This window comes from Pseudoalteromonas sp. BZA4, assembly GCF_040104395.1.
Taxonomy (GTDB): Bacteria; Pseudomonadota; Gammaproteobacteria; order Enterobacterales; family Alteromonadaceae; genus Pseudoalteromonas.
Genome location: NZ_JBECOT010000009.1, coordinates 90,602 through 115,685, shown reverse-complemented (window position 1 = coordinate 115,685; position 25,084 = coordinate 90,602). Strand labels below are relative to the sequence as shown.

Sequence of the window (25,084 nt, the reverse complement as noted above, 5' to 3'; positions counted from 1 at the left end):
TTAACGAGGGCTTGATTATAGTGAGACCAGTTTGTGATTTTGCTCATTGTTGTTGCACGGGCTAGTAGGATATAGATGATCTGATCACAGGCTGGCAAGATAGTTCAAACTTTTAGGAAACAACGCCCGTGCGATGTTAAAGCAACTTCAAGTTCTTTAACTTCTATGCGATGTGAATTCATATCAGTTACAAAAAATTCGTATAGGTAACTACGTGATACAAACAGCAAGATTGCCACAAGATAGAATAACCCTGTGTAATAAAATAACTCCGTGTGGGTAAAACTCCGAAACGACTTAAACATTTTTACTATTATTTTTGTTTGTTTTTTATACTAAAACATATTTATGAGTATATCTCAACAAACTAGCTAAAAATCATTGCATTACAGATAATAAAAAAGCGCGAAACTAGTTAGCATCGCGCTTCTTATCTCAAACTTAAGCTGACGGCTGACGGCTGACGGCTGACGGCTTAAAGCTCCGCTTTATTATTCATCAATCGAGCGAAGTAGGGCATTAATACCTACTTTTTCGCGAGTTTGCTGGTCAACTTTTTTCACGATGATGGCAGCATATAGGCTGTGCGAACCGTCTTTTGACGGAAGTGAACCTGGAACAACAACTGCACCAGCTGGTACTCGGCCGTAATGGATTTCGCCAGTTTCACGGTCATAGATACGTGTGCTTTGGCTGATGTAAACACCCATCGAGATAACGGCGCCTTCTTCAACTACAACGCCTTCAACAATCTCAGAACGTGCGCCAATGAAGCAGTTGTCTTCGATAATAGTTGGGTTAGCTTGTAGTGGCTCAAGCACACCACCAATGCCTACACCGCCCGACAAGTGAACATTTTTACCAATTTGTGCACATGAGCCAACCGTTGCCCATGTATCAACCATGGTACCTTCATCAACGTAGGCGCCAATGTTGACATAAGATGGCATTAACACCACGTTTTTACCTACGAAGCTGCCTTTACGTGCCACAGCATTAGGCACAACACGCATGCCGCCTTGTTGGAATTGCTCTGGTGTATAGTCGCTAAATTTAAGTGGTACTTTGTCGTAAAACTGATTAACACCATCGCTCATTGGTTGGTTATCACGAATACGGAAAGACAGTAGCACCGCTTTTTTTAACCATTGATGTACAACCCACTCACCACTGATTTTTTCAGCAACACGTGCAGCGCCGCTATCAAGTAATTCAAGCGCGTCGATAATAGCTTGTTTTACTTCACTTGATACCGTGCTTGGGCTGATGCTATCGCGGTTGTCCCAGGCGTTTTCGATCATGGTTTTTAAATCTGACATAAGATCCTCTTATTCGGTTTCTGCGTTGAGTTTTTTACGCAATGCTTGATGAATTTTAGCCTGTTCTTCGTCTGTTAATGCTTGGTATTCGTTATTTGATACCACGAAGAAATCTTCTGCTCGTTCACCAACTGTGGTGATCCGTGCGGCATGAATATGTAATAAGTGCGCTTGAAATACTTCCGCAATTTTTGTTAATAGACCCGGAATATCCACCGCTTGAATTTCAATTAAGCTGCGGTCTTTACGGGCATGCGGTCTAAGCACAATTTTTGGTTTGATATTAAAGTCTTTGAAGCGCTGAGAGCGATTCTTTTTAAGGCGAATTTTCTTTTTCGGGTCGCTAATTGCAAGATCTAAAGCACGTTTAATGCCTTGCGAACGGTTACTCGCAATCGGGTCACCATTGACTTCTAAAATAACAAAGCTAAATAGCACGTAGCCATCTTTTGTGGTCAGTACCTGCGCATGTTGAATCTGTGCTTTTTTCGAACCAATCACACTAACTAAACGTGAGAATAAACTGCCCGAGTAAGGGCTATAAGCAAATACTTGTGTACCACCATGCATTGCGGTGTTAGACACGGCAACGCTAGGCTGGCTTAAATCGTCACAGCTTAGTAAGTGCTCTGTGTGCCACGAAATCTGTTGCTCGCTAAAAGCAGTAAAATAATTGGCTTTAAAGCGACTCCAAATTAAGTCGATTTGATCTTCGTTACAACCGTGGTTAAGTAAGCGCTGTTTGGCTTGCTGTTTTTTATCACGTATTTGGTCACGTTGGTCCATTGGGTTTTCAAGCCCTAAACGAAGCGCGCGCTGGGTGTGTAAATACAGCTCACGTAGTAGGGTATTTTTCCAATCGTTCCACAGGTTATCGTTAGTTGCGCGAATATCGGCCAAGGTTAAGCAGTACAAGTAATCAAGCTGGCGCTCGTTTTTCACTTTACTTGCAAAGTCTTTAATTACATCTGGGTCATTAATATCTTTGCGCTGCGCTGTAACCGACATAAGTAAGTGATTAGCCACTAACCACGAAATCAGCTTGCCATCTGAGGCTGGGAAGCGGTGTAGCTTAGCAAACGCGATTGCATCAACTGAGCCAAGCTCAGAGTGATCGCCACCACGGCCTTTAGCAATATCGTGGAAAATACCGGCTAAATAAAGTAACTCAGGCTTGTCCATACGAGTGACAATTTCACTACATAACGGAAATTCGCTGACTTTTGATTTATCAAAGTACTTATAAATATTGTTGATGAGTTTATGGGTATGTTCATCCACGGTGTAGGCATGGAATAAATCAAACTGCATTTGCCCAAAAATATTACGCCACTGTGGTAAGTAGGCAGCAATAATGCCGTGCTTGTGCATCAGCGTAAATGCGCGGCCCATACCGTTAGGGTGTTTGATTAAACGCAAAAATGCTTCGCGACAGGCGGCGTAGTCTTGTAAATCACCCAATAAACGACGTCGAACTTGGCGCATTGTACGTATGGTACTTGGGTAAATATGGGTGATCTCTGGGTTATCAGCAATATGCTCGAACAACACAAATAGCTGATCACGGCGGAAGAACACCGATGGATTCTTAACACGAATTTGATGGCCAATGCGCTCAAAGTTACGGTCAAGCTCAATCACAGGTAACTCACCGGCACCCGGTAAAATGCTTTGCTCAAAGTATGAAAGCAGCATTTGGTTAAGCTCACGTACGCGGCTCATGATCCTAAATAAGCGTTTCATCATGCGTTCGACTGAGGCTTTACCGTCACTACCAAAACCAAGAATTTCAGCGGCATGAGGTTGATGATCGAACAATAAGCGGTTTTCAGAGCGACCCGCAGCGATGTGCAGCGCAAAACGAATGTTCCAGAGGTTTTCTAAACACTCAGACAGCTCTTGGTATTCTTCGTGAGTAAGATAGCCGTGATTTATGAGTTCTTGTAATGTTTCGGCTCTAAAGTGCTTTTTAGCAACCCAAATAATGGTCTGTAAGTCGCGCAGGCCACCCGGGTTTTCTTTGATATTCGGCTCAAGGTTATAAGCCGTACCATGGCATTTTTTATGGCGTAAACTTTGTTCTTGTACTTTTGCCAAAAAGAATTCGTCTGAGCGCCAAATAGGCGTATCTATTAAATGATTTTTTAATTTTTCGAATTCGATATGGTTACCGAAAATTAATCGGCTTTCGAGTAAGCTGGTGGCAAATGTCACATCTTCGCGTTTTTGTTCTAATGCTTGTTCTATAGTGCGAACGCTGTGACCAATTTCTAAATTTAGATCCCAAAGCATGGTAACGAACTGGCCAATTTTTTCGCACACGGCTTCACTTGGCTGCTCGCTTACTAGCAACATAAAGTCGATATCGGAATAGGGGTGTAGTTCGCCACGACCATAACCACCCACAGCAATTAGGGCTAAGTCACTTTCGTGAGCAAGGTCGTAATCGTGAAACAGTTTAATTAATAAGCGGTCGATAAACTCAGCGCGGGCATTAATTAAGTTGCTAACGGGTTGTTTTGAGAATTCGTTCTGTAGCCATTTATAAAAATAACTAGAACAGTCGCGATAATCGCTAAGTTGCTCAGCTTGGCTGAGCAACTTTTTTACTTTATTGGGTAATGCCACTGGGGCTGGCTCCTAGTGTTCGATGATCCTGTCAATAGTATCATCTGATCGGAGCGTTAAAATTTCAACACCATTTTCAGTCACTAACAGTGTATGTTCCCACTGTGCAGACAATGAACGGTCTTTAGTTACGACAGTCCAGTTGTCTTTAAGTAGTTTACATTGGCGTTTACCAGCATTAACCATAGGCTCGATTGTTAAGCACATACCTGCTTTTAATACTTCGCCAGTACCTGCTTTACCATAGTGCATTACTTGTGGCTCTTCGTGGAACTCAGCACCAATGCCGTGACCACAATATTCACGAACGATTGAATAGCTAAAGCTTTCTGCGTATTTTTGAATTGCAGCACCAATATCACCCAAGCGTACGCCTGGTTTTACCATTTTAATTGCAAGGTATAGGCTTTCTTGTGTGATATCAGCAAGACGCTTGCCTTGAATGTTAGGTGTACCAACGTGGAACATCTTAGATGTATCACCGTGATAGCCATTTTTGATCACAGTCACGTCGATATTTACGCTATCGCCTTCTTTAAGTGGTTTGTCATTTGGAATACCGTGACAAATTACATGGTTCACTGAGGTGCAAATTGATTTTGGGAAACCGTGATAATTAAGCGGTGCTGGAATAGCATCTTGAACATTAACAATATAATCATGACAAATTGTATTTAGTTCATCTGTGGTTACACCTGGCACCACATGCGGTTCTATCATTTCTAGTACCTCGGCGGCTAAGCGCCCGGCAACACGCATTTTTTCGATTTCTTCAGGGGTCTTGATCACAGCACTCATTGAGGCTCCAAAGTTGTTTTTCAGGTCAGTTTTTAGTGCACAAATTTTGCACTAGACGTTGAGTTTTCAATTTTAATATGGTATAAAGCGCGCCGTCTTTTTACAAATAAATTCTTAACTGATTTTTTGTATTTAAGACAAACACAATTTTATTTTAACACACACACGTATCGTCACATACACTTGGGTGCACTTAAGTTACAAATTAACTACGGTGTTGGTGCTATGGGATATGTGGAGGCCTAACCCTAAATTATAGAGGATTATACAAATGGCAAACGTTTCAATGCGCGATATGCTTCAAGCTGGTGTTCACTTTGGTCACCAGGCACGTTACTGGAACCCTAAGATGAAGCCTTTCATCTTCGGCGCTCGTAACCGTGTTCATATCATCAACCTAGAGCAAACTGTACCAATGTTCAACGAAGCACTTAAGTTCTTATCGAACGCAGCTTCTAACAAAGGTAAAGTACTTTTCGTTGGTACTAAGCGCGCAGCAAGCGAAGCAGTTAAAGAAGCAGCGATCCAAAGCGAGCAGTTCTACGTAAACCACCGTTGGTTAGGTGGTATGTTGACTAACTGGAAAACAGTTCGTCAATCAATCAAGCGTCTTAAAGACCTTGAAGCGCAAAGCCAAGACGGTACTTTCGAGAAATTAACTAAGAAAGAAGCGTTAATGCTTACTCGTGAAATGGAAAAGCTTGAAAAGAGCCTTGGTGGTATCAAAGACATGGGCGGTCTTCCAGACGCGCTTTTCGTTATCGATGCAGACCACGAGCACATCGCTATCCGTGAAGCTAACAACCTAGGTATTCCAGTTGTTGCTATCGTTGATACTAACTCTAACCCAGACGGTGTTGATTACATCGTACCTGGTAACGACGATGCGATCCGTGCTATCCAACTTTACACAGGCGCTGTATCAGCTGCGATCACTGAAGGTCGTGAGAACAACATCGTTGCTCAAGCTGAGAAAGACGACTTCGTAGAAGCTGAATAATTAGCTGTCATCAAGTCTTCATCTAATTAAGGTGAAGACTTGTTATTCTTGTTAAGCGGCCTATACCGCTTCCCTATAACAGAATTCAATTGAGGATATTCTAATGGCTGTAACTGCTGCCCTAGTTAAAGAATTACGCGAGCGTACTGGCGCTGGCATGATGGATTGTAAAAAAGCGTTAACTGAAACTAACGGTGACATCGAGTTAGCGATCGAAAACATGCGTAAGAGCGGTGCTGCAAAGGCTGCTAAAAAAGCAGGTAACATCGCTGCTGAAGGTACAATCTTAATCAAAGAAGGTAACGGTTTCGCTGCACTTCTTGAAGTTAACTGTCAAACTGACTTCGTTGCTAAAGACGCTAACTTCCTTGGTTTCGCTAACCAAGTTCTTGACGCTGCTGCAGAATCTAAAGCAGACATCGAAGCACTTAAAGCACAATTCGAAGAAACTCGTGTTGCTCTAGTTGCTAAAATCGGTGAAAACATCAACGTTCGTCGCGTTGAGTACATCGACGGTGACAAGCTTTCTTCTTACCGCCACGGCGACCGTATCGGTGTTGTTGTAGTTGGTGAAGCTGACGAAGAAACACTTAAGCAAGTTGCTATGCACGTAGCTGCGTCTAAGCCTGAGTTCGTAAACCCAGAAGACGTACCAGCTGACGTTGTTGAAAAAGAAAAAGCAGTTCAAATCGATATCGCGATGAACGAAGGCAAGCCTGCTGAAATCGCTGAGAAAATGGTTATCGGTCGTATGAAGAAATTCACTGGTGAGATCTCTCTTACTGGTCAAGCTTTCATCATGGAACCTAAAAAATCAGTTGGCGAAATTCTTAAAGAGAAAGGCGCAACTGTTTCTAACTTCATCCGTTTAGAAGTTGGTGAAGGTATCGAGCGTAAAGAAGAAGACTTCGCTGCTGAAGTAGCTGCTCAAATCGCTGCTGCAAAAGGCGAGTAATTTTCTAACTTAGTGACGTAGGGCAATAAGATGAAATTAATCTGCTATTAGCTTTTGCGTCACTGATGAAAATTCTTTAAAATAACCGCGTTTTATGTGTAACCATAGCGCGGTTATTTTTTATCTCATTACTAAGGCTGGCCCAAATATTATGACTATCAATCGTAAACCTATTTTTAGACGTGTTCTTCTTAAACTTAGCGGTGAAGCATTAATGGGAGACGAAGGCTTCGGCATCGACCCAAAAGTACTTGACCGTATGGCTCAAGAAATTAAAGAACTTGTAGAGCTCGACGTAGAAGTAGGTTTAGTTATCGGTGGCGGTAACTTCTTGCGTGGTGGTTCATTAGCAGAAGCGGGTATGAACCGCGTAGTTGGCGACCACATGGGTATGCTTGCGACTGTAATGAATGGTTTAGCAATGCGTGATGCACTGCACCGTGCATTTGTAAATTGTCGTTTAATGTCTGCAATCCCACTGAACGGTGTGTGTGATGCTTACAACTGGGCAGAAGCTATCAGCCTATTAAAATCTGGCCGCGTTGTAATTTTCTCAGCGGGTACAGGTAACCCATTCTTCACGACTGACTCAGCAGCGTGTTTACGTGGTATTGAAATTGAAGCAGATACTGTAATCAAAGCGACTAAAGTGGATGGTGTTTACTCTGATGACCCAGTGAAAAACCCAGACGCTACACTATATCGCCACTTAAGCTACAATGAAATCATTGATAAAGAGCTTAAGGTTATGGATTTAGCAGCATTTACGCTGGCGCGTGACCACAACATGCCATTAAGCGTATTTAACATGAATAAATCAGGCGCGCTTAAGCGTGTTATTATGGGCGAAGATGAAGGAACGCTTATCTCTTCACAAGCCTCAGATGAAACTAGCAAATAGATTAGGATTGAACCGTGATTAACGATATCAAAAAAGATGCGTCAGAACGTATGCAAAAAAGTGTTGCGGCACTAGGCAGTCAATTATCTAAAATTCGCACAGGCCGTGCGCACCCAGCATTACTTGACGGTATTCAAGTGTCTTACTACGGTGCTGACACGCCATTAAACCAAGTTGCTAACGTAACAATTGAAGACTCTCGTACACTTGCAATTAGCGTGTTCGATAAGTCACTAGCGCAAGCAGTAGAAAAAGCGATCATGGCTTCAGATTTAGGTTTAAACCCAATGTCTGCAGGTACTGTTATTCGTGTTCCACTTCCTCCACTTACAGAAGAGCGTCGTAAAGACCTTATCAAAATCGTACGTGGCGAAGTTGAAAGCGGTCGTGTTGCGGTACGTAACATCCGTCGTGATGCAAATGGCGACATTAAGAGCTTATTGAAAGAAAAAGATATTTCTGAAGATGAAGCACGTCAAGCAGAAGACGAGATCCAAAAGCTTACTGATAAGTTCATCAAAGAGATGGACGCACAACTAGCTGCAAAAGAAGCTGAGTTAATGGAAATCTAATCGCTGCTGTTTATCTTTCAGACACTGATTCTGTAAGTAAACAGGCGTAACTAAATTTATTAGTTTTGAAACGCCGTCTAGGGTATACTAGACGGCGTTTTTTTATGGAATACTCGATATTTATGGTTCTTAACGCTGATAAAATTTCCCAGCAAAGTTTGCCTAAGCATGTCGCTATAATCATGGATGGCAACGGACGTTGGGCACAAGCGAAAAATCGCCCACGTGTTTATGGGCACAAAAAAGGCGTTGATGCGGTTCGTCAATCAGTGCAATTTTGTACTCGCTTAGGTATACAGTCGTTAACACTATTCGCATTTAGTAGCGAAAATTGGCGACGTCCAGAGGACGAAGTAAATACGCTTATGGAGCTATTTTTATTCGTACTGGGCAAAGAAGTTAAAAAACTTCATAAAAATAATGTAAAGCTAAACATAATTGGTGATTTATCACGCTTTTCAGAAGGCCTGCGCAATAAAGTTGATGCAGCCCATGAATTAACTCGTAATAATACGGGTCTACAGTTAAACGTGGCAGCTAATTATGGTGGACGTTGGGATATTACTAACGCCGCAACAACGCTTGCGAAAAAAGTCGCAGCCGGTGAAATGGCCGCAGAAGATATTACTGAAGAGCTAATGGCTGAACAAATGAGTATGGCCGACCAAGGTGAGCTTGATTTAATGATCCGCACCGGTGGAGATTTACGCATCAGTAATTTCCTTTTATGGCAAGCGGCTTATGCTGAGCTTTACTTTACCGATACGCTTTGGCCAGACTTCAATGAAGCTGCATTTGCTGACGCTATCGCATGTTACGTTGCCAGAGAGCGACGATTTGGTTGTACAGGCGAACAAATAAAACAATTACTCGCCGAGACCTAATTACTAGTTGAAGGTACACACATTGCTAAAACAACGAATTTTAACCTCGCTCGTGTTGGCACCACTTGCACTTATTTTGGTTTTTTATACCCCATTAACACTATTTAGTTATATCGCCGCTGGTATTGTTTTACTCGGTGCATGGGAATGGTCTGCATTTATGGGCCTATGCGATAAAGTTAAACGATTTGGATTTGTTGCAGCAACGGCTGCATTTTTGGCATTACTTAACTGGCATTGGCCAATTGAATCACTTTGGCAAAATGGTCAATTAGTGGGTGATGCAAACTACCTATTTACCTTATCATTTGCATGGTGGATTGTGGCAACTTACTTAGTTTGGCGCTACCCAGCTATGGCAAAGGCTTGGAATGAAGGCATTGTAATGCGTGCTATTGCAGGCTTTTTAACGCTAGTGCCACTTTGGCTTGCACTAAATACACTACGTAGCGCAGGGTATGGCGAATCTACTCACTTTGGTTCAATGTTAATTTTAGTTGTACTTGGTATTGTGTGGAGCGCAGATATTGGTGCTTACTTTACTGGTAAAAACTTAGGTAAACGTAAACTAATGCCAAAGGTAAGTCCTAATAAAACGATTGAAGGTTTATTAGGTGGTGTAGTGGCTTCGGTTGTTTTTGTTTTAGCATTTTGCCACTTCACTAATGTTGATATGAGTGTTTGGCCAATCTATGCCGTGATGACTGCATTTATCGCGTTATTCTCAGCCGTGGGCGATTTACTTGAAAGTATGTTCAAACGTGAAGTTGGCTTGAAAGACAGCGGTTCATGTTTACCTGGTCACGGTGGTATTTTAGACCGTATTGATAGCTTAACTGCAGCTGCGCCAATTTTTGTACTTTGCTACGCATGGACACTGAGTTTATGAGCAAAGTAGAGCAACTTGTCGTACTGGGCGCAACTGGTTCAATCGGTTTAAGCACCCTAGATGTTGTTTCTAGAAACCCGGAGCGTTTTGCGGTTTTTGCTTTAGCGGCGGGTAAAAATGCCGAGCAAATGGCTGAGTTGTGTATCGCACATCAGCCTAAGTTTGCTGTTATGGCTGATCAACAAGCCGCTAGCGCGCTTTCGAATTTACTTGCAAATAGCTCGTGTAACACACAAGTTCTAGCGGGTGTTGATGCGATGTGTGAGCTTGCTGCACATACAGATGTTGATGCAGTGATGTCGGCGATAGTAGGTGCAGCAGGTCTGTTACCGACTTTAAGTGCAGTTGAAGCTGGCAAAAAAGTGTTGCTAGCAAATAAAGAATCCTTGGTTATGTCGGGTCAGTTGTTTATTGATAAAGTAAAACAACATGGCGCCACTTTACTGCCTATCGACAGCGAACATAATGCGATTTTCCAATGTATGCCAGCATCATTACAAAGTGCATCTGGCCTACTAGCTGATAATGGTGTAAGCAAGATCTTGCTTACAGGTTCTGGCGGTCCTTTCTTAAAGCGTGATTTAGCGACATTGCCATCAGTGACTGTTGCAGAAGCAGTGGCACATCCAAACTGGTCAATGGGACAAAAGATTTCTGTTGATTCAGCAACAATGATGAACAAAGGCCTAGAGTTTATAGAAGCCAAGTGGCTGTTTAACTGCTGTGCCAGTGATATTGAAGTGGTGATCCACCCACAAAGTATTATTCACTCTATGGTGCAATATCAAGATGGCTCAGTGCTTGCGCAAATGGGTAATCCAGATATGCGCACACCAATTGCTCATGCTTTAGCTTTTCCTGAGCGTGTCGATGCGGGTGTAAAACCGCTCGATTTTTCACAAATGGCAGACTTTACCTTCACTAAGCCAGACTATGCTCGTTACCCTAATTTAAAACTTGCCATTGATGCGTGTGAAATGGGGCAAGGTGCAACCACCACAGTAAATGCGGCGAATGAAATAGCGGTTGCAGCATTTTTAAATGGTCAAATCGGCTTTACAGATATTTATCGAATTAACGCTGAAACGCTCAATGCAACGCAAAACATCAACGTGCAGACCCTCGATGAGATTTTAGCTTGCGACCAAGCTGCACGTGTAAAAGCGACTGAGTTTGTAAAAAGAGGCATCAATTAGCATGTTTGATTTTTTCTGGAATCTTGGCTCATTTATTCTTGCTTTGGGTATTTTAGTGACTGTGCATGAATATGGTCATTTCTGGGTTGCGCGAAAAGCGGGCGTGAAAGTGCTGCGTTTTTCAATTGGCTTTGGTAAGCCGTTGATCAAGTGGTACGACAAACAGCAAACCGAATATGTGATTGCAGCAATCCCACTAGGTGGTTATGTCAAAATGCTTGACGAGCGTGTTGACGAAGTGCCGCCAGAGCAGCGCCATTTATCATTTAATGCTAAATCAGTAAAAGCACGCATTGCGATTGTGGCTGCAGGCCCGATGGCAAACTTTTTATTTGCCATTTTTGCCCTTGCTGTAATGTATATGGTCGGTGTTCAGTCATTAAAACCTGTGGTGGGTGAGGTGACTCAAGGCAGCCGTGCCGCAGCTGCTAATATTGAGCCAAACCAGCAAATTATTAAAATTGGTGAAGACGATATCAATACTTGGCAAGATGCCACATTCTCACTTATGAGCCGCTTAGGTGAGCAAAGTGTTGTGGTAACGCTTCGTGATCAGAATTATCAAAAGCATGTGCGTACTCTTAACTTAGATGGTTGGAAACTAGATCAACAAGACGTTCCGCCATTAACCTCGATAGGTATTGTACCGTTTCGCCCGAAAGCACTTCTAGAAGTGGCTATGATCAGTAAAGGCTCTGCGGCAGAGGCTGCAGGTTTACAGGTTAACGACAAAATTCTTGCTGTAAATGGTGAAAATATCAGCAGTTGGACCGAGTTAGTTTCATTAATTCAGCAATCACCTAACAAATCCTTACAATTTAGTGTACAAAGGCAAGATAGTATAAAAGAGCTGTCAGTGACGCCACAAAACAGAACCAATGATGCGGGCGTTGCTCAGGGCTTTTTAGGTGTGTCTCCGGTGGTTGAGCCATGGCCAGAAAACTATATTGAAACTAGACATTATGGCCCTGTCGATAGTATTGTGCTGGGCATACAAGAAACATGGCGTTTAATTACCCTTAGTTTTGACATGATTGGTAATTTAATTACCGGTCAGGTGTCGGTTAAAAATTTAAGTGGCCCGGTGGGCATTGCAGTTGGCGCGGGAACTAGCGTAAGCTATGGCTTGGTTGCATTTTTAAGCTTTTTAGCATTGATTAGTGTAAACCTTGGCGTATTTAACTTATTACCGCTGCCAGTGCTAGATGGTGGGCACTTAATGTATTACATAATTGAACTTTTTCGCAAAAAGCCGGTCTCTGAAAAGACGCAAGAATTTGGTTTTAAAGTGGGGGCCTTGCTGCTTCTGTTTTTAACATGTTTCGCTTTGTTCAATGATGTATCGCGTTTATAACAAGTAAGCGAAAAATTCCAATTTGAACACGATTGTAAAACACCGCAAAAGTTAAATTTATAAGGTGTTGAGCGGTAATACAGTTGTAAAGGATAAAGATAACAAAATGGCTATAAAAAAACATTTGGCAGTTTCAAGTTTATTAGGTGCTAGCTTTGCAGCCCTAGGCCAAAACTCCTTTATTGTAGATGATTTAAAAGTTGAAGGTTTACAGCGTGTTGCACTGGGTGCAGCGTTAACGCATATCCCTATCAACGTGGGCGATAATATTGATGAGTACACAATTTCTAGAACCATAAAGGCTCTCTATCGTTCAGGTCACTTTGACAATATTAAAGCATTACGTGATGGCAACAGTGTTATTTTCCGAGTGACTGAGCGCCCAACGATCAGCATGATCGAATTTGATGGCAATAAAGACATCAAAGATGAGCAACTTAATGAGTCGCTAGATCAGCAAGATATCCGTACTGGTGAGCCGCTTGATAAAACAGTCCTCGATAACATAGAAAAAGGCCTGATTGAGTTCTTCCACAGTATTGGTAAGTACAATGCTAAAGTTGAAGTGAGTATATCTAAGTTACCGCGTAACCGTGTAAAACTTTTATTCACATTTGATGAAGGTGATGCAGCATCAATTCGTCAAATCAACTTAGTTGGTAATGAGCTTTTTTCAGATGAAGAGCTACTTAAATTAGCCGAGTCTCAGCAAGATTTGCCTTGGTGGCAGTTCATGTCAAGCGACCGTTATCAAAAGCAAACCATCGAAGGCGATTTAGAGAAAATTCGCAGTTACTACCTAGACCGGGGTTATCTGCGTTTTAATATCGACTCGACACAAGTGTCAGTAAGTCCTGAGCGTGATTCTGTTTATGTAACAGCGAATATCACCGAAGGTGTCAAGTACAAAGTAAAAGGCTTTGACTTTATTGGTGATTTGTTAGGCCGTGAAGAACTTATCAAGAGTGTTATTCCGCTAAAAACTGGCGAGCTTTATAATGGCTCTGTGGTGACATCATCTGAAGAGTTTATTAAAAGCTATTTAGCGCGTTTCGGTTATGCCAATGCTGAAGTACGTACCATCCCTGAGATTGATGATGAAAACAAAGAAGTTCAATTAACGCTTTCTGTTAACCCGGGCAAGCGTGTTTATGTTCGTCGTATCATTGTAGGTGGTAACCAAAATACCGCTGATGAAGTGGTTCGTCGTGAAATGACACAGCTTGAAGGTGCATGGTTATCAAACCAAAGCCTTGAGCGTTCTAAATTGCAAATCCAGCGTTTACCATACATGGAAAGCGTTGATTTTAATGTCGTGCCGGTACCAGGTGTAGATGACCAAGTTGATGTAGATTTTACTGTTAAAGAACAATCTGCAGGTAGCTTTAACGCAGGTCTTGCCTATGGTTCGTACTTGGGTCTGCAATTTAACATTGGTGTTAGTGAGTCAAACTTCTTAGGTACCGGTAACCAAATTGGTTTTAACATCAATACCTCACGTGGTTCTGAGCGAGTTAGTGTGTCTTATACTGACCCTTATTTTACGCCAGATGGTGTATCGCAAGGTAGTAGTATCTTCTACAGTAACTATGATGCGAGTAAATTCAGCTTAATCGACTATAAATCGAAGAGTTATGGTCTTGGTACTAACATCGGCTTCCCAATCGATGCGGTTAACCGTATTAACTTTGGTGTTCGTTGGGTGCAAGAAGAGCTATCTGATATTGCAGAATACGAGCAAACACGTGTTATTCGTGAAACATTCTTAGACCCTGAGAATCCAGACGCAGGCTTTGACTTTACTAAGTACGAGCTAAGTGCAGGTTGGTCACGTGTAACTGTTAACCGTGGTTTATTCCCAACAGCAGGTTCGCGCCAATCTCTTAACTTAACAGCGACAACACCAAACTCTGATTTACAGTACTTTAAGTTAAATTATGACTCGCGTTTCTACTGGCCAATTAGTAATGACCATCGCTGGGTATTCTCAACGCGTGCGGCACTTGGTTATGGTAATGGTTATGGTACAACCAATGGTTATGACCAAACACTGCCGTTCCAAGAATTCTTCAGAATTACCGAGATGGAACTTCGTGGCTTCGATCGAAATACGATCTTACCACGCGCTGTATCACGTGTTCCGCAAACGATACCTGGTACACCATTACCTGATGGTACTACAACGGGTAGCATTGGTGGTGCATCAGAGTTTGACCAGCTTTATACAGCAGGCCGAATTGGTGGTAACGCCAAAGCGGTAGCAGGGATGGAGCTAATCGTTCCAACACCTTTCTTAGATGAAGAAAACACCAGCTCTGTACGCACTAGTTTCTTCGTAGATGCTGCAAACGTATGGGATACAGAGTTTAATATTGACCGTTATCAAAACCTTTCAACAGACCAACGCGCAAAATTGGATGATTACTCAGATCCAATGCGCTTTAGGGTTTCAACCGGTCTTTCTTTACAATGGATCTCTCCGATGGGTCCGATGCTGATCAGTTTTGCGTATCCATTGCAAAAAGAAGAAGATGACGATACGAAGACCATCAGCTTTAACATTAGTAATACATTCTAAAGGAGTTTTTTCGTGAATAAATCAATTAAATCAACAGCTTTTGCACTACTTGCTACTTTATCTATGGGTCTATCTACTAACGCATTCGCGCACAAAGTAGGTATCGTTGATATGCAAGAAATCTACAAGCAAATCCCACAAATGGCGAAAGTAGAGCAAACTTTAGAAGCTGAATTCTCAGAGCGTCGTCAAGAACTAGAAAAACTTCAAGGTGATATCCGTTTTGAAGCTGAAAAGTTCAAGCGTGAAGCAACAACGATGAGCGATAAGCAAAAAGAAGAATTACGTACTAAGATTCAAGGTATGCAGCAGCAACTTGCTGAAAAAGGTCGTCCTTTAGAGCAAGAAATCAAAATGCGTCAAAACCAAGAACTAGCTAAAGTTCAAAAGCTAATCTTAGATGCAATCGAAGAAGTAGCGAAAGCTGGCAAATTCGATGAAGTTAAAGTTAAAGAAACAACGATTTATGTTAACCCTAAAACTGTCGATGACTTATCAAGCAAAGTTGTTGAAAAAGTAAGTAAGCAATAGAAATCATATATGCAAAACTACACGCTTTCGCAGATAGCGGATCTTCTGGGCGCTGACCTTCATGGTGACGGCGCCACAGAGATTAAAAAAATATCTACACTTGCAAATGCCCAACATGGGCATATTGCATTTTTAGCGAACAAGAAATATCGCACGCAACTAGAAGATACTCAAGCAAGTGCGGTGATTTTATCACCAGCAGATGCTGAGTACTTTTCGGGTAATAAGCTCATTGTTGCAAATCCTTATGTTTGTTACGCCAAGCTTGCTCAGCTAATGGATACCACACCGCGCTCAGCAGTGACGGGTATTCACCCAAGTGCAGTCATTCACGATTCAGCCTCTATTGGCGATAATGTCGCGATCGCTGCCAATGTGGTGATCGAAGCGGGCGCTGTTATTGCAAACGATGTGCAGATTGGCCCAGGCTGTTTTATTGGTGAGCACGCAAAAATTGGCCAAGGCACTAAGCTTTGGGCAAATGTAAGCGTTTACCATGAAGTAGAGATTGGTAGCGACTGTTTATTCCAAGCGAATACGGTAGTGGGCAGTGATGGTTTTGGTTACGCTAACGAGCGTGGCGAATGGGTGAAAATACCGCAACTTGGCCGAGTAATCATCGGTGATAAGGTTGAGGTAGGCGCGTCTACTACGATTGACCGTGGTGCGCTAGACGATACTATCATCCATAGTAATGTAATTATCGATAATCAATGTCAAATAGCGCATAATGTCGAGATCGGTTCGGGTACAGCGGTTGCTGGTTGTACGGTATTTGCTGGCAGCACAGTGATCGGTAGGAATTGTCAGATTGGCGGCATGGTTGCAATTAATGGTCACATTAGCGTATGCGATGGTGCTATAATCACCGGCATGAGTATGGTGACTAAGGCAATCACAGAACCTGGAATTTATTCTTCAGGCTTGCCACATCTAACCAACAAAGAATGGCGACGTAGTATTGCCCATATCCGTAACCTTGGCGATATGAAAGACCGCATTAAAGCACTTGAGTCACTGGCTAAGTCACTCAATATTGAAGACAAATAAGGATGCTATTTTGGCAAATGAATTAAATAGTCTTGATATCCAGGATATCTTGAGTTTACTTCCGCATCGTTACCCGATGCTACTTGTTGACCGTGTACTTGATTACACGCCAGGCGAGTCGTTACATGCTATTAAAAATGTAACAGTGAACGAACCTATTTTTACGGGTCATTTTCCTAATCAACCTATCTTTCCAGGTGTGTTGATTTTAGAAGCAATGGCTCAAGCAACTGGCTTACTTGGTTTTAAGACAGTTGAAAATCGTAGCGATAACGAACTATATTTATTCGCAGCGATCGACAATGCGCGATTCAAACAGCCGGTATTACCTGGCGATACTATGCATTTGCATGTAGAGTTTGTAAAAGAGCGCCGCAATATATGGAAATTTGCAGCAGAAGCAAAAGTTGACGGCAAAGTAGTGTGTACTGCCGAAATCATGTGTGCGAGAAGAGAGTTTTAATAGTGATCCATCCTACGGCGATAATCGAACCAGGTGCAAAACTTGGAAATAACGTATCAGTTGGCCCTTACAGCTATATCGGTAACGATGTAACGATTGGTGATAACTGTATCATCGAATCTCATGTGGTTGTAAAAGGCCCATCGACGATTGGTTCTGGTAACCATATTTTCCAATTTGCTTCGGTCGGTGAAGCTTGCCAAGACAAAAAGTACGCGAATGAGCCAACGACTCTGATCATTGGTGACAATAACGTGATCCGTGAGTGTGCGACAATTCACCGTGGTACGATTCAAGACCAAGGTGTAACAAAAATTGGTAGCAACAACTTATTTATGGCTTACACACACGTTGCACATGATGCAGTTGTGGGCGATAACGTTATTTTTGCTAACAATGCCTCTGTTGCTGGCCACGTACACGTAGGTGACTGGGTGATCCTTGCAGGTAATTCAGGTGTTCACCAGTTCTGTAAAATTGGTTCGCATGCCTTTGTTGGTATGTACTCAGGCGTTAATAAAGATGTACCGCCATTTGTAACTACCATTGGTACACCGGCTGGCCCTGTAGCAATCAATACTGAAGGCATGAAACGCCGTGGCTTTGAAAGCGATGAAATCATGGCAACACGCCGTGCATACAAAACGCTTTACCGTAAGAGCTTAGGTGTTGAAGAAGCAATCGCTGAGCTAAGTGAAGATGCTGCGAAGTATCCAGCTGTTCAGCTGATGATAGACTTCGTGAAAAGCTCTGAGCGCGGAATTATTCGCTAATCATAAGCGAACCTCTATAAAAGCCACCGTAAGGTGGCTTTTTTGTTGTTATAGTTCAGGTTTTGCTAAGTTAGTGATTGCTATCTTCACGGCAAAAAAGGATCTACTAATATGAACAAACTCATCATCTTTGCATTGTTAACCTTAATTATAAGTGGTTGTAGTAGTGCGCCTTCGGTATCTAAAGGAGCAATAGAAAAAGGCAAAGCCAGTTATTACGCTGATAAATATCATGGCCGAACGACAGCAAGTGGTGAGGTGTTTAATCAACAGGCATTGAGCGCGGCTCATCAAACGCTTGGTTTTGGCAGCAGAGTAAAAGTTACTAATATTGCTAACAATAAAAGCGTGATTGTTACCATTAATGACCGCGGCCCATTTATCCGCGGTCGTATTATCGACTTATCAAAAAAGGCGTTTTCACAAATTGCCTCAGTCAAGCAAGGTGTGATTGACGTCACCGTTGAGCAGATCGATTAAAAACGGGTTATAAGCTCTACGTAGTCGGCTTCATTAGCCATTAATTCAGCATGACTTGCAAGGGCTCTTACTTGTCCTTGCTCTAACCAAATAACCTTATCAACACGACTTAGCATTGCAGGGTCGTGGGTAATGGTTAGCATGGTTTTATCTGCCCATATTCTCTCAAGTGTAGTCAGCAAGTTTTGCTTAGTGTGATTATCTAGGCTCTCTGTTGGCTCGTCCAGAATAATTAAATTACCTTGCCTTAATAGAGCTTGAGCGATAGCAATACGACGTGACTGACCATGAGAAAGCTTTCTGCCTGCTGTTCCTAAGCGGGTATTAAGGCCTGCTTTTAAGTTCTTAAGCCAAGAGCCAAGTTCAGCTTGTTCACAGGCCTCAATAAGCATTTCATCTGTCGCATCAAAAGCTGCATAGCGAAGATTTTCACGTAGCGTGCCATCAAAAATATGATGCTGCTGGGCAACTATCGTTAGCTGCTTAAAGCGTGTTGCAGTGCTCAAGCTTTCAAGTTCAAAGTTATCTTGCTTGGTGGTGAGCTTTAATGAGCCTGATTGCAGCGGCCAAAGGCCCGTGAGTAAGTTAACTAGAGTGGTTTTGCCACTGCCACTGGCACCGACTAGGGCAACTTTACTGCCGGGTGTAATCGCAAAATTGATATTGCTAAGGGCTTTACTTTTTGCCCCCGAGTATTGGTAATTGACCTCGCTTAGCTCAAGACCAAGCCCTGGTTTGTCAGCTAATTGGTTTGCTAGCTGAACATCTAAGTTGTTTGGCTTTTCGGCTAAGCTGCTGTGTTTATCTTCAAGATCAAACAGTCGCTTTGCGGCACTTAAAGTAAGCGGCAATTCAATAAATGCCGTAGGCAGGGTGAGCACGGTTTCAAAGCTTGCTAATACAAATAACGCGAGCATCGCCAGTTCAACGTTTTTCATAGTCCCCATTGCAACCAGTGGAATTATCATAAATACACTAGCCAGCATGGTGAGTTGGATCACCAAAGTGCTTAAACCATTACTGTTTGCCACGGCTTTGTGGCGATTATAGAGCTGGTTGTTGTATTGTTTACTGAGTGAGTCACAATGCGCTAATTGCGCCGCCTGTGCTTGATAGACAGCAAGCTCTCTGGCACCTGATAGTGTATCGGCAAGTTCAGCTCTTAACTCGGCTGAAAGTTGGGTTTCGGTATCCGCTTGTTGGTGTAGCTTATGGCTTAACAATGCGGGAAGCAGCACGCCAATAATCATCAGTGAAGTAAAGCAAACTAATGCAACCTCAGCGTTATACATGGCCATGAAGGCCATTACGATAGGAATGCTGATCAAGGCGACAATAATCGGCAGCAGCACATTGAGGTAGAATTTATCCAGCGCATCTACATCATTCTGTAGCCGGTTAAATAAATCGCTACTACGACTCATTGCCAAGTCAACGTTGTTCAGTTGGCTTAGAGTCTTGAACATGTTTACGCGAATTTCGCTCAGCAATAAAAAGGTAGCATTGTGAGTTATCATCCGCTCACCGTAACGTGACGCTGTGCGTACGATAGCTAAAAAGCGGATCACTCCAGCTGGGGTAAAGTAATTCATCTGCACACCAGCAATTCCCGCCGCTGCCATGGCTGCTAAAAACCAGCCCGAAATTGCAAGTAAGCCCACATTAGCGAGTACCGTTAAGCTTGCTAAAAAAGCCCCTAAAAGCAACATGCCAGTATGAGGTTTGCACAGTTTTAATAGACGTATAAAGTTATGCATGGGCGTCACCTTGGCTCACCAGTTTAGCAAATAGGCCAGCTTTCTCAGTGAGTTGCTGGTACTGACCAGATTCAACAATGTGACCTTGTTGCATAACGTAAATATTATCGGCGTGTTTTACCGTATTCAATCGGTGAGCAATAACCAGCACTAAATGGTCTTTTGCATAATCGCGGATTGCTTGGTTGATTACATGCTCTGTTTGGCTGTCTAAGTGAGCGGTAGGCTCATCTAGCATTAGCACAGGGGCATTCTTCAAAAATGCACGGGCAAGGGCTATGCGCTGCTTTTGCCCACCAGAGAGGCCTTCGCCTTGTTCACCTAGCAAGGTATCAAAGCCATCAGGTAAGGCAGTAATAAACTCAAGTGCTCCAGCTTTACTTGCTGCTTCATCGAGCTCTGTTTGGCTTGCATCGGGTTTTGCTAATCGTAGGTTACCTGCAACGGTTCGATAAAATAATGTGGCTTGTTGTGGGATCCATGCCAGCTGTGCTTGCCAATCAGCTAATACCGTATCACTCAGTGGTTGCCCGTTAATGCTAATGGCACTATTAGCCTGATGATGAAAACCTAATAGGCAATCAAACAAGGTGCTTTTACCCGAACCACTTTCACCCACAAAGGCAATTAAGCCTGTGCTTGGCAAGCTTAAGTTGATATCAGTTACCCCTTCGTTTGTTTCAGGGTAGTGAAAGGTAAGTGCTTTCAGTTGTATGTCTTTTAGCGGTAACTCAAGTTTAGATGAGCCTATATGTTCATCAGCGTCGCTTTGATTGATTATGTCGACCATATCAGCAGCGGCGCTGATCCCTTCGAGTTTTGCGTGATAATGAGTGCCCATTTGTCGAAGTGGTAAGTAAAACTCAGGAGCCAGTAGTAACACCACAAATCCAGTGGCAAAATCGAGCGTACCAAAAAATAATCTAAAGCCAATGATCACAGCAACAAGAGCAACACTTATGGTAGCTAAAAACTCAAGGGCGAAAGACGATAAAAAGGCGACTTTTAACACTCCCATGGTTGCACCACGGTAATCATCAGAAATCTGACTGATGCTATTTAGCTCACGCTTGGTTGCATTAAAGAGCTTGAGTTGAGTCAGGCCTTGTAGTCGGTCAAAAAAGTAATTACCAAGTACCGCAAGTTGTTGCCAACGTTCTTGGTTTAATTGCTCAGCTTTATGACCCACTAATATCATGAAAAAGGGGATAAGTGGCGCTGTTAAAAGGAAGATGAGGCCTGCTTTGTAATCGGTTGGAAAAATCACCACCAATATCGCTAATGGAATAAGCGCGCTGTAAGCCACACTCGGAATGTAGTTTGCGTAATATTGATGTAGAGCTTCCACCCCATTATGTAAGGTGTTAAGTGTTGCGCCGTGACCTTTTTGTTCACTGTAGGCTGGCCCAAGTTTGCTGAGCTTTTCTAGCAGTGTATTACGCATCACGTTTTTTATCTTTAACGCGGCGAGGTTACTCACCCGTTCACTTAGCGCAACCAACAAAGCACGAACTAAAATTAGCCCTGCCAGCGGCCATAATAATGGGCTTACGGCTTGCAAGTTTGCTTGTTCAAACATAACTTGATGAGCCGCGTTTGCAAGAAGGTAACAAGAGGCAATCATTAATAGGGCATTGAGTGTGCCCAGACTAATGCTTAATTTAAGAAGCCCTGAAGCGGACTGGCTATACTGCTTTAAAAAAGCGCGCAGCGTTTGCTGCTGCGCGCGATTTGGTCGGGGTTTAGTTGTCATCGGTGTTTTTGAGTCTCGCGTACAGCTCTAGCTCATCATCAGCAATCGAATCTTTATGTTGGTGAAATTCGTACCACATTACGTTGATCACCCCAAGTGTACAGGCTAATAGAACACCTAAAATCCAGGCAAAATACCACATATTTAAATCTCCTTAATAGCTACCGTGAGTGTTGTTTTCAATTTCACTAATCGTTACTTTGCGCCACATCTTCACATAACACCATGTTGTGTAGATAAGAATAAGTGGTACAAAAATAACCGCAGCGATAAACATCACGTTAAGTGTCATATGGCTCGAAACCGCATCCCACATAGTTAAACTAATATTTGGGTTGTTGCTCGAAGGCATCACAAACGGGAACATTGACATACCCGCAGTTAAGATCACGCCTGCAAGCATTAAGCTTGACGCAGCCAATGCCATTGCTGGTTTTTGTAATTTAGATAACACAATCGCCAGTGCCGCCATCACGAATGCAAGGGCAGGGAACAGCATGGTTAATGGCATTTTTGTATAGTTATCAAGCCATGCACCCGGTGCCTGCGTGACAGTTTTAGCCAACGGGTTTGCAAAGCCTTGGGTATCGCCCATGCTAACGATTTTATATCCGTCAATTTGCGATACCCACACACCTGCTAAGGCAAACAATACAATAAACGCCATCAGTGCATATTGACCATATTGTGCTGAGCGTTTAGCAACCTCTGCATCAGTACGAAGTTGTAACCACATACCTGCGTGACCAACCAGCATCAGTACACTCACTAAGCCAACTACAATGGCAAATGGGTTTAATAACGCAAAGAATGAACCTTGATAACTGACACGCAGTAGGTCGTCGATATGATAAGGCACGCCCAGTAATAAGTTACCAAATGCTACACCAAATACTAAAGCGGGAATAAAGCTGCCAGCAAATAGGCCCCAATCCCAGTTGTTTCGCCAGCGCGGTGAATCTATTTTTGAGCGATAATCAAAACCAAGCGGTCTGAAAAATAACGCAAATAACACCAGCATCATAGCAAAGTAAAAGCCAGAGAAAGCGGCCGCGTATACCATAGGCCAAGCAGCAAACAGTGCCCCCCCAGCGGTGATGAACCAAACTTGGTTACCATCCCAGTGAGCGCCAATGGTGTTAATAACTGTACGGCGCTCAACATCGGTTTTACCAACTAGGCGAAGCAAAATTGCCACACCCATATCCATACCATCGGTCACTGCAAAGCCAATCAGTAAGACACCAATTAACAGCCACCAGATTAGTTTTAGTGTTTCGTAATCAAAAATCATGACTGAGCTCCTTGGCTTGCAAGTGAATCCGCTTTAGCAAGTTCATGGTGATATTTACCGGTATGAAGTGAGCTTGGGCCTTGTTTAATAAAGCGCAGCATCAGCCAGCCTTCTACAGCAGCAAGACCTGTATAGAAAACTAAGAAACCAGTAATACTAATCAATAAGTCATTCACCGTGAGTGACGAGGTTGCCAAGAAGGTCGGTAAAATTTCCGAAATTGCCCACGGTTGGCGGCCGTACTCCGCAACAATCCAACCAAACTCAATGGCAATCCAAGGCAGAGGAATACTCCATACCGCAGCCCATAATAACCAGCGCTTTTGCTCAATAATGCGGTGTGCGTTGTAATAAAATGCGAGGACGAAAACACCAAGCATGATCACGCCACAGCCAACCATGATTCTAAATGACCAGAACATAGGGCCGACTTGGGGAATTGAGTCTTTCACTGCTTTTTGAATGTGCTCTTCAGTTGCATCTACCACGTTAGGGGTGTATCGCTTAAGTAGCAAGCCATAGCCAAGGTCATCTTTTAAGGTATCGAACTTTGCAATGTTTTCTGGGGTGTCTTCACCACCGCGAAGCTTTTCTAAGTATTCGTATGCAATCATGCCATTACGAATACGAACTTCGTGCTGCTCTTCAAGGTCTTTAATACCCGTTACTTGCTCGTCAATAGAGCGAGTTGCAATGATGCCCAGTGCATAAGGGATTTTTACAGCGGCATGGGTGACTTGTTCTTCTGAGTCAGGAATACCTACTAGCGTAAATGCGGCAGGGGCTTCTTCGGTGTGCCACTCAGCTTCAATTGTTGCGAGTTTGACTTTTTGCACCTCGCCAACTTCGTAGCCAGATTCATCACCAAGTAAAATAACACAAAGAATAGACGCTAAACCAAACCCTGAAGCAACCGAGAACGAACGCTTAGCAAAAGCAAGGTCGCGACCTTTTAAGATGTACCAGCTACTAATACCAAGTACAAACATAGATGCTGCAACATAACCTGCTGATACGGTATGAATAAACTTAACTTGTGCGACTGGGTTAAATACCAATTCAGCAAAGCTAGTCATTTCCATGCGCATAGTTTGGTAGTTAAATTCAGCTCCTACTGGGTTTTGCATCCAACCATTTGCTACTAAAATCCATAGCGCAGATAAGTTAGTACCTAGTGCCATTAAGAAGGTAGCACCTAGATGCTGACGTTTACTCAAACGCTCCCAGCCTAAAAAGAACATACCGACAAAGGTTGATTCTAAGAAGAAAGCCATTAAGCCTTCAATCGCTAGCGGTGCGCCAAATATATCTCCAACATAGTGAGAGTAATAAGACCAGTTGGTACCAAACTCAAACTCCATGGTTAGACCTGTCGCCACACCAATCGCAAAGTTAATACCAAACAACTTACCCCAGAACTTAGTCATATCGCGATAAATTTCGCGACCTGTCATCACGTAAACGGATTCCATGATCACTAAAATCCACGTCATACCTAAGGTAAGGGGAACAAATAGGAAGTGAAATAGGGCAGTGATTGCAAATTGCAATCGCGATAGATCCACAAATGTTTCATCTATCATTGTTTAGCTCCTTGTTAACGGGTGCGGTAGACACGACAAATATTGATTATGAAGTTTCAGTAATTATTGAAACTTCGTGAATATTAAACCTGTATTCATTTTAGTCAATAGGAAAATACGAAATAAAGATGAATTAATCCTGCTCATCTTTTCTACAGATTAGAGATAAAGCTCTAAAGTTTCAAATATTTAATCGTTATAAAAAGCCGTTTTGCTATGGCTTATTTTATTCTTTTTAAGCTCTTTTTAGATAGTAGCTAGTAAATCTGCAGGCTACACACGCAAATAAATGCTCAACCAATGAGCAAGTAGGCAGGCTAATTTCG

General features: G+C 42.7%; 22 protein-coding genes. 14 read left to right on the top strand and 8 right to left on the bottom strand.

The annotated features are described in order from the left end of the window. Positions 1-491: 491 nt before the first annotated feature. The 3 genes from dapD to map are packed head-to-tail and all read right to left on the bottom strand — an operon-like array spanning position 492 to position 4,769. A complete protein-coding gene (dapD, locus tag ABMY41_RS06165) occupies positions 492-1,319 on the bottom strand; it encodes a 2,3,4,5-tetrahydropyridine-2,6-dicarboxylate N-succinyltransferase (protein ID WP_054553126.1) in 828 nt (275 codons plus the stop codon). A gap of 9 nt (positions 1,320-1,328) precedes the next feature. Next, entirely contained in the window at positions 1,329-3,947 is a 2,619-nt protein-coding gene (gene glnD, locus ABMY41_RS06160) for a [protein-PII] uridylyltransferase (RefSeq protein WP_062566881.1), read from the bottom strand. Between the two features lie 12 nt (positions 3,948-3,959). Beyond that, positions 3,960-4,769 carry a type I methionyl aminopeptidase gene (gene map / locus ABMY41_RS06155; protein WP_289096850.1) on the bottom strand — a complete coding sequence of 270 codons (810 nt, stop codon included), beginning with the start codon at positions 4,767-4,769 and terminating at the stop codon, positions 3,960-3,962. Between the two features lie 247 nt (positions 4,770-5,016). Between map and rpsB the strand changes: the two genes are divergently transcribed. The 14 genes from rpsB (at position 5,017) to ABMY41_RS06085 (ending at position 18,371) form a co-directional block, all read left to right on the top strand. Beyond that, a complete protein-coding gene (gene rpsB, locus ABMY41_RS06150) occupies positions 5,017-5,745 on the top strand; it encodes a 30S ribosomal protein S2 (protein ID WP_054562046.1) in 729 nt (242 codons plus the stop codon). Positions 5,746-5,848: 103 nt separating this feature from the next. After that, entirely contained in the window at positions 5,849-6,700 is an 852-nt protein-coding gene (gene tsf, locus ABMY41_RS06145; RefSeq protein WP_062566883.1) for a translation elongation factor Ts, read from the top strand. A 151-nt stretch (positions 6,701-6,851) separates the two neighbouring features. After that, the gene (gene pyrH / locus ABMY41_RS06140) at positions 6,852-7,601 is read left to right on the top strand and encodes a UMP kinase (protein WP_054553317.1); all 750 of its coding nucleotides are present in this window, start codon (positions 6,852-6,854) and stop codon (positions 7,599-7,601) included. 14 nt (positions 7,602-7,615) lie between these two features. Beyond that, positions 7,616-8,173 carry a ribosome recycling factor gene (gene frr, locus ABMY41_RS06135; protein ID WP_054553121.1) on the top strand — a complete coding sequence of 186 codons (558 nt, stop codon included), beginning with the start codon at positions 7,616-7,618 and terminating at the stop codon, positions 8,171-8,173. Between the two features lie 104 nt (positions 8,174-8,277). Further along, positions 8,278-9,057: an isoprenyl transferase gene (locus ABMY41_RS06130; protein ID WP_054553120.1), complete on the top strand. Its 780-nt coding sequence runs from the start codon at positions 8,278-8,280 to the stop codon at positions 9,055-9,057. A 22-nt stretch (positions 9,058-9,079) separates the two neighbouring features. Then, the gene (locus tag ABMY41_RS06125) at positions 9,080-9,946 is read left to right on the top strand and encodes a phosphatidate cytidylyltransferase (RefSeq protein ID WP_054553119.1); all 867 of its coding nucleotides are present in this window, start codon (positions 9,080-9,082) and stop codon (positions 9,944-9,946) included. Next, a complete protein-coding gene (gene ispC / locus ABMY41_RS06120) occupies positions 9,943-11,142 on the top strand; it encodes a 1-deoxy-D-xylulose-5-phosphate reductoisomerase (RefSeq protein WP_251602601.1) in 1,200 nt (399 codons plus the stop codon). The genes ABMY41_RS06125 and ispC overlap by 4 nt, the downstream gene beginning before the upstream one ends. A 1-nt stretch (position 11,143) precedes the next feature. After that, positions 11,144-12,496 carry a sigma E protease regulator RseP gene (gene rseP / locus ABMY41_RS06115; RefSeq protein ID WP_349274329.1) on the top strand — a complete coding sequence of 451 codons (1,353 nt, stop codon included), beginning with the start codon at positions 11,144-11,146 and terminating at the stop codon, positions 12,494-12,496. Positions 12,497-12,602: 106 nt separating this feature from the next. Beyond that, the gene (gene bamA, locus ABMY41_RS06110; protein WP_349274328.1) at positions 12,603-15,074 is read left to right on the top strand and encodes an outer membrane protein assembly factor BamA; all 2,472 of its coding nucleotides are present in this window, start codon (positions 12,603-12,605) and stop codon (positions 15,072-15,074) included. Between the two features lie 12 nt (positions 15,075-15,086). Continuing rightward, positions 15,087-15,605 carry an OmpH family outer membrane protein gene (locus tag ABMY41_RS06105; protein ID WP_054553115.1) on the top strand — a complete coding sequence of 173 codons (519 nt, stop codon included), beginning with the start codon at positions 15,087-15,089 and terminating at the stop codon, positions 15,603-15,605. A 9-nt stretch (positions 15,606-15,614) separates the two neighbouring features. Continuing rightward, complete coding sequence (gene lpxD / locus ABMY41_RS06100) at positions 15,615-16,655, top strand: UDP-3-O-(3-hydroxymyristoyl)glucosamine N-acyltransferase (RefSeq protein ID WP_289096778.1); 1,041 nt, start codon at positions 15,615-15,617, stop codon at positions 16,653-16,655. 10 nt (positions 16,656-16,665) lie between these two features. Further along, the gene (fabZ, locus tag ABMY41_RS06095) at positions 16,666-17,118 is read left to right on the top strand and encodes a 3-hydroxyacyl-ACP dehydratase FabZ (RefSeq protein ID WP_054562040.1); all 453 of its coding nucleotides are present in this window, start codon (positions 16,666-16,668) and stop codon (positions 17,116-17,118) included. Positions 17,119-17,120: 2 nt separating this feature from the next. Next, the gene (gene lpxA / locus ABMY41_RS06090) at positions 17,121-17,891 is read left to right on the top strand and encodes an acyl-ACP--UDP-N-acetylglucosamine O-acyltransferase (protein ID WP_054553112.1); all 771 of its coding nucleotides are present in this window, start codon (positions 17,121-17,123) and stop codon (positions 17,889-17,891) included. A gap of 111 nt (positions 17,892-18,002) precedes the next feature. Then, positions 18,003-18,371, top strand: coding sequence for a septal ring lytic transglycosylase RlpA family protein (locus ABMY41_RS06085; RefSeq protein WP_287243121.1), 369 nt, complete (start codon positions 18,003-18,005; stop codon positions 18,369-18,371). On the opposite strand, the gene cydC is transcribed toward ABMY41_RS06085, so the two are convergent. The 5 genes from cydC to ABMY41_RS06060 are packed head-to-tail and all read right to left on the bottom strand — an operon-like array spanning position 18,368 to position 24,758. Then, a complete protein-coding gene (gene cydC / locus ABMY41_RS06080) occupies positions 18,368-20,128 on the bottom strand; it encodes a thiol reductant ABC exporter subunit CydC (protein ID WP_349274327.1) in 1,761 nt (586 codons plus the stop codon). The two genes, ABMY41_RS06085 and cydC, sit on opposite strands and share 4 nt — an antisense overlap. Beyond that, positions 20,121-21,881: a thiol reductant ABC exporter subunit CydD gene (gene cydD / locus ABMY41_RS06075; protein ID WP_349274326.1), complete on the bottom strand. Its 1,761-nt coding sequence runs from the start codon at positions 21,879-21,881 to the stop codon at positions 20,121-20,123. Before cydD ends, cydC begins: the two co-directional genes overlap by 8 nt. Continuing rightward, positions 21,871-22,023, bottom strand: coding sequence for a cytochrome bd-I oxidase subunit CydX (gene cydX, locus ABMY41_RS06070; RefSeq protein WP_054553108.1), 153 nt, complete (start codon positions 22,021-22,023; stop codon positions 21,871-21,873). Before cydX ends, cydD begins: the two co-directional genes overlap by 11 nt. A 12-nt stretch (positions 22,024-22,035) precedes the next feature. Further along, a complete protein-coding gene (gene cydB / locus ABMY41_RS06065) occupies positions 22,036-23,175 on the bottom strand; it encodes a cytochrome d ubiquinol oxidase subunit II (protein ID WP_055021939.1) in 1,140 nt (379 codons plus the stop codon). Next, complete coding sequence (locus ABMY41_RS06060; protein WP_054562035.1) at positions 23,172-24,758, bottom strand: cytochrome ubiquinol oxidase subunit I; 1,587 nt, start codon at positions 24,756-24,758, stop codon at positions 23,172-23,174. The genes cydB and ABMY41_RS06060 overlap by 4 nt, the downstream gene beginning before the upstream one ends. Between the last annotated feature and the right edge of the window lie 326 nt (positions 24,759-25,084).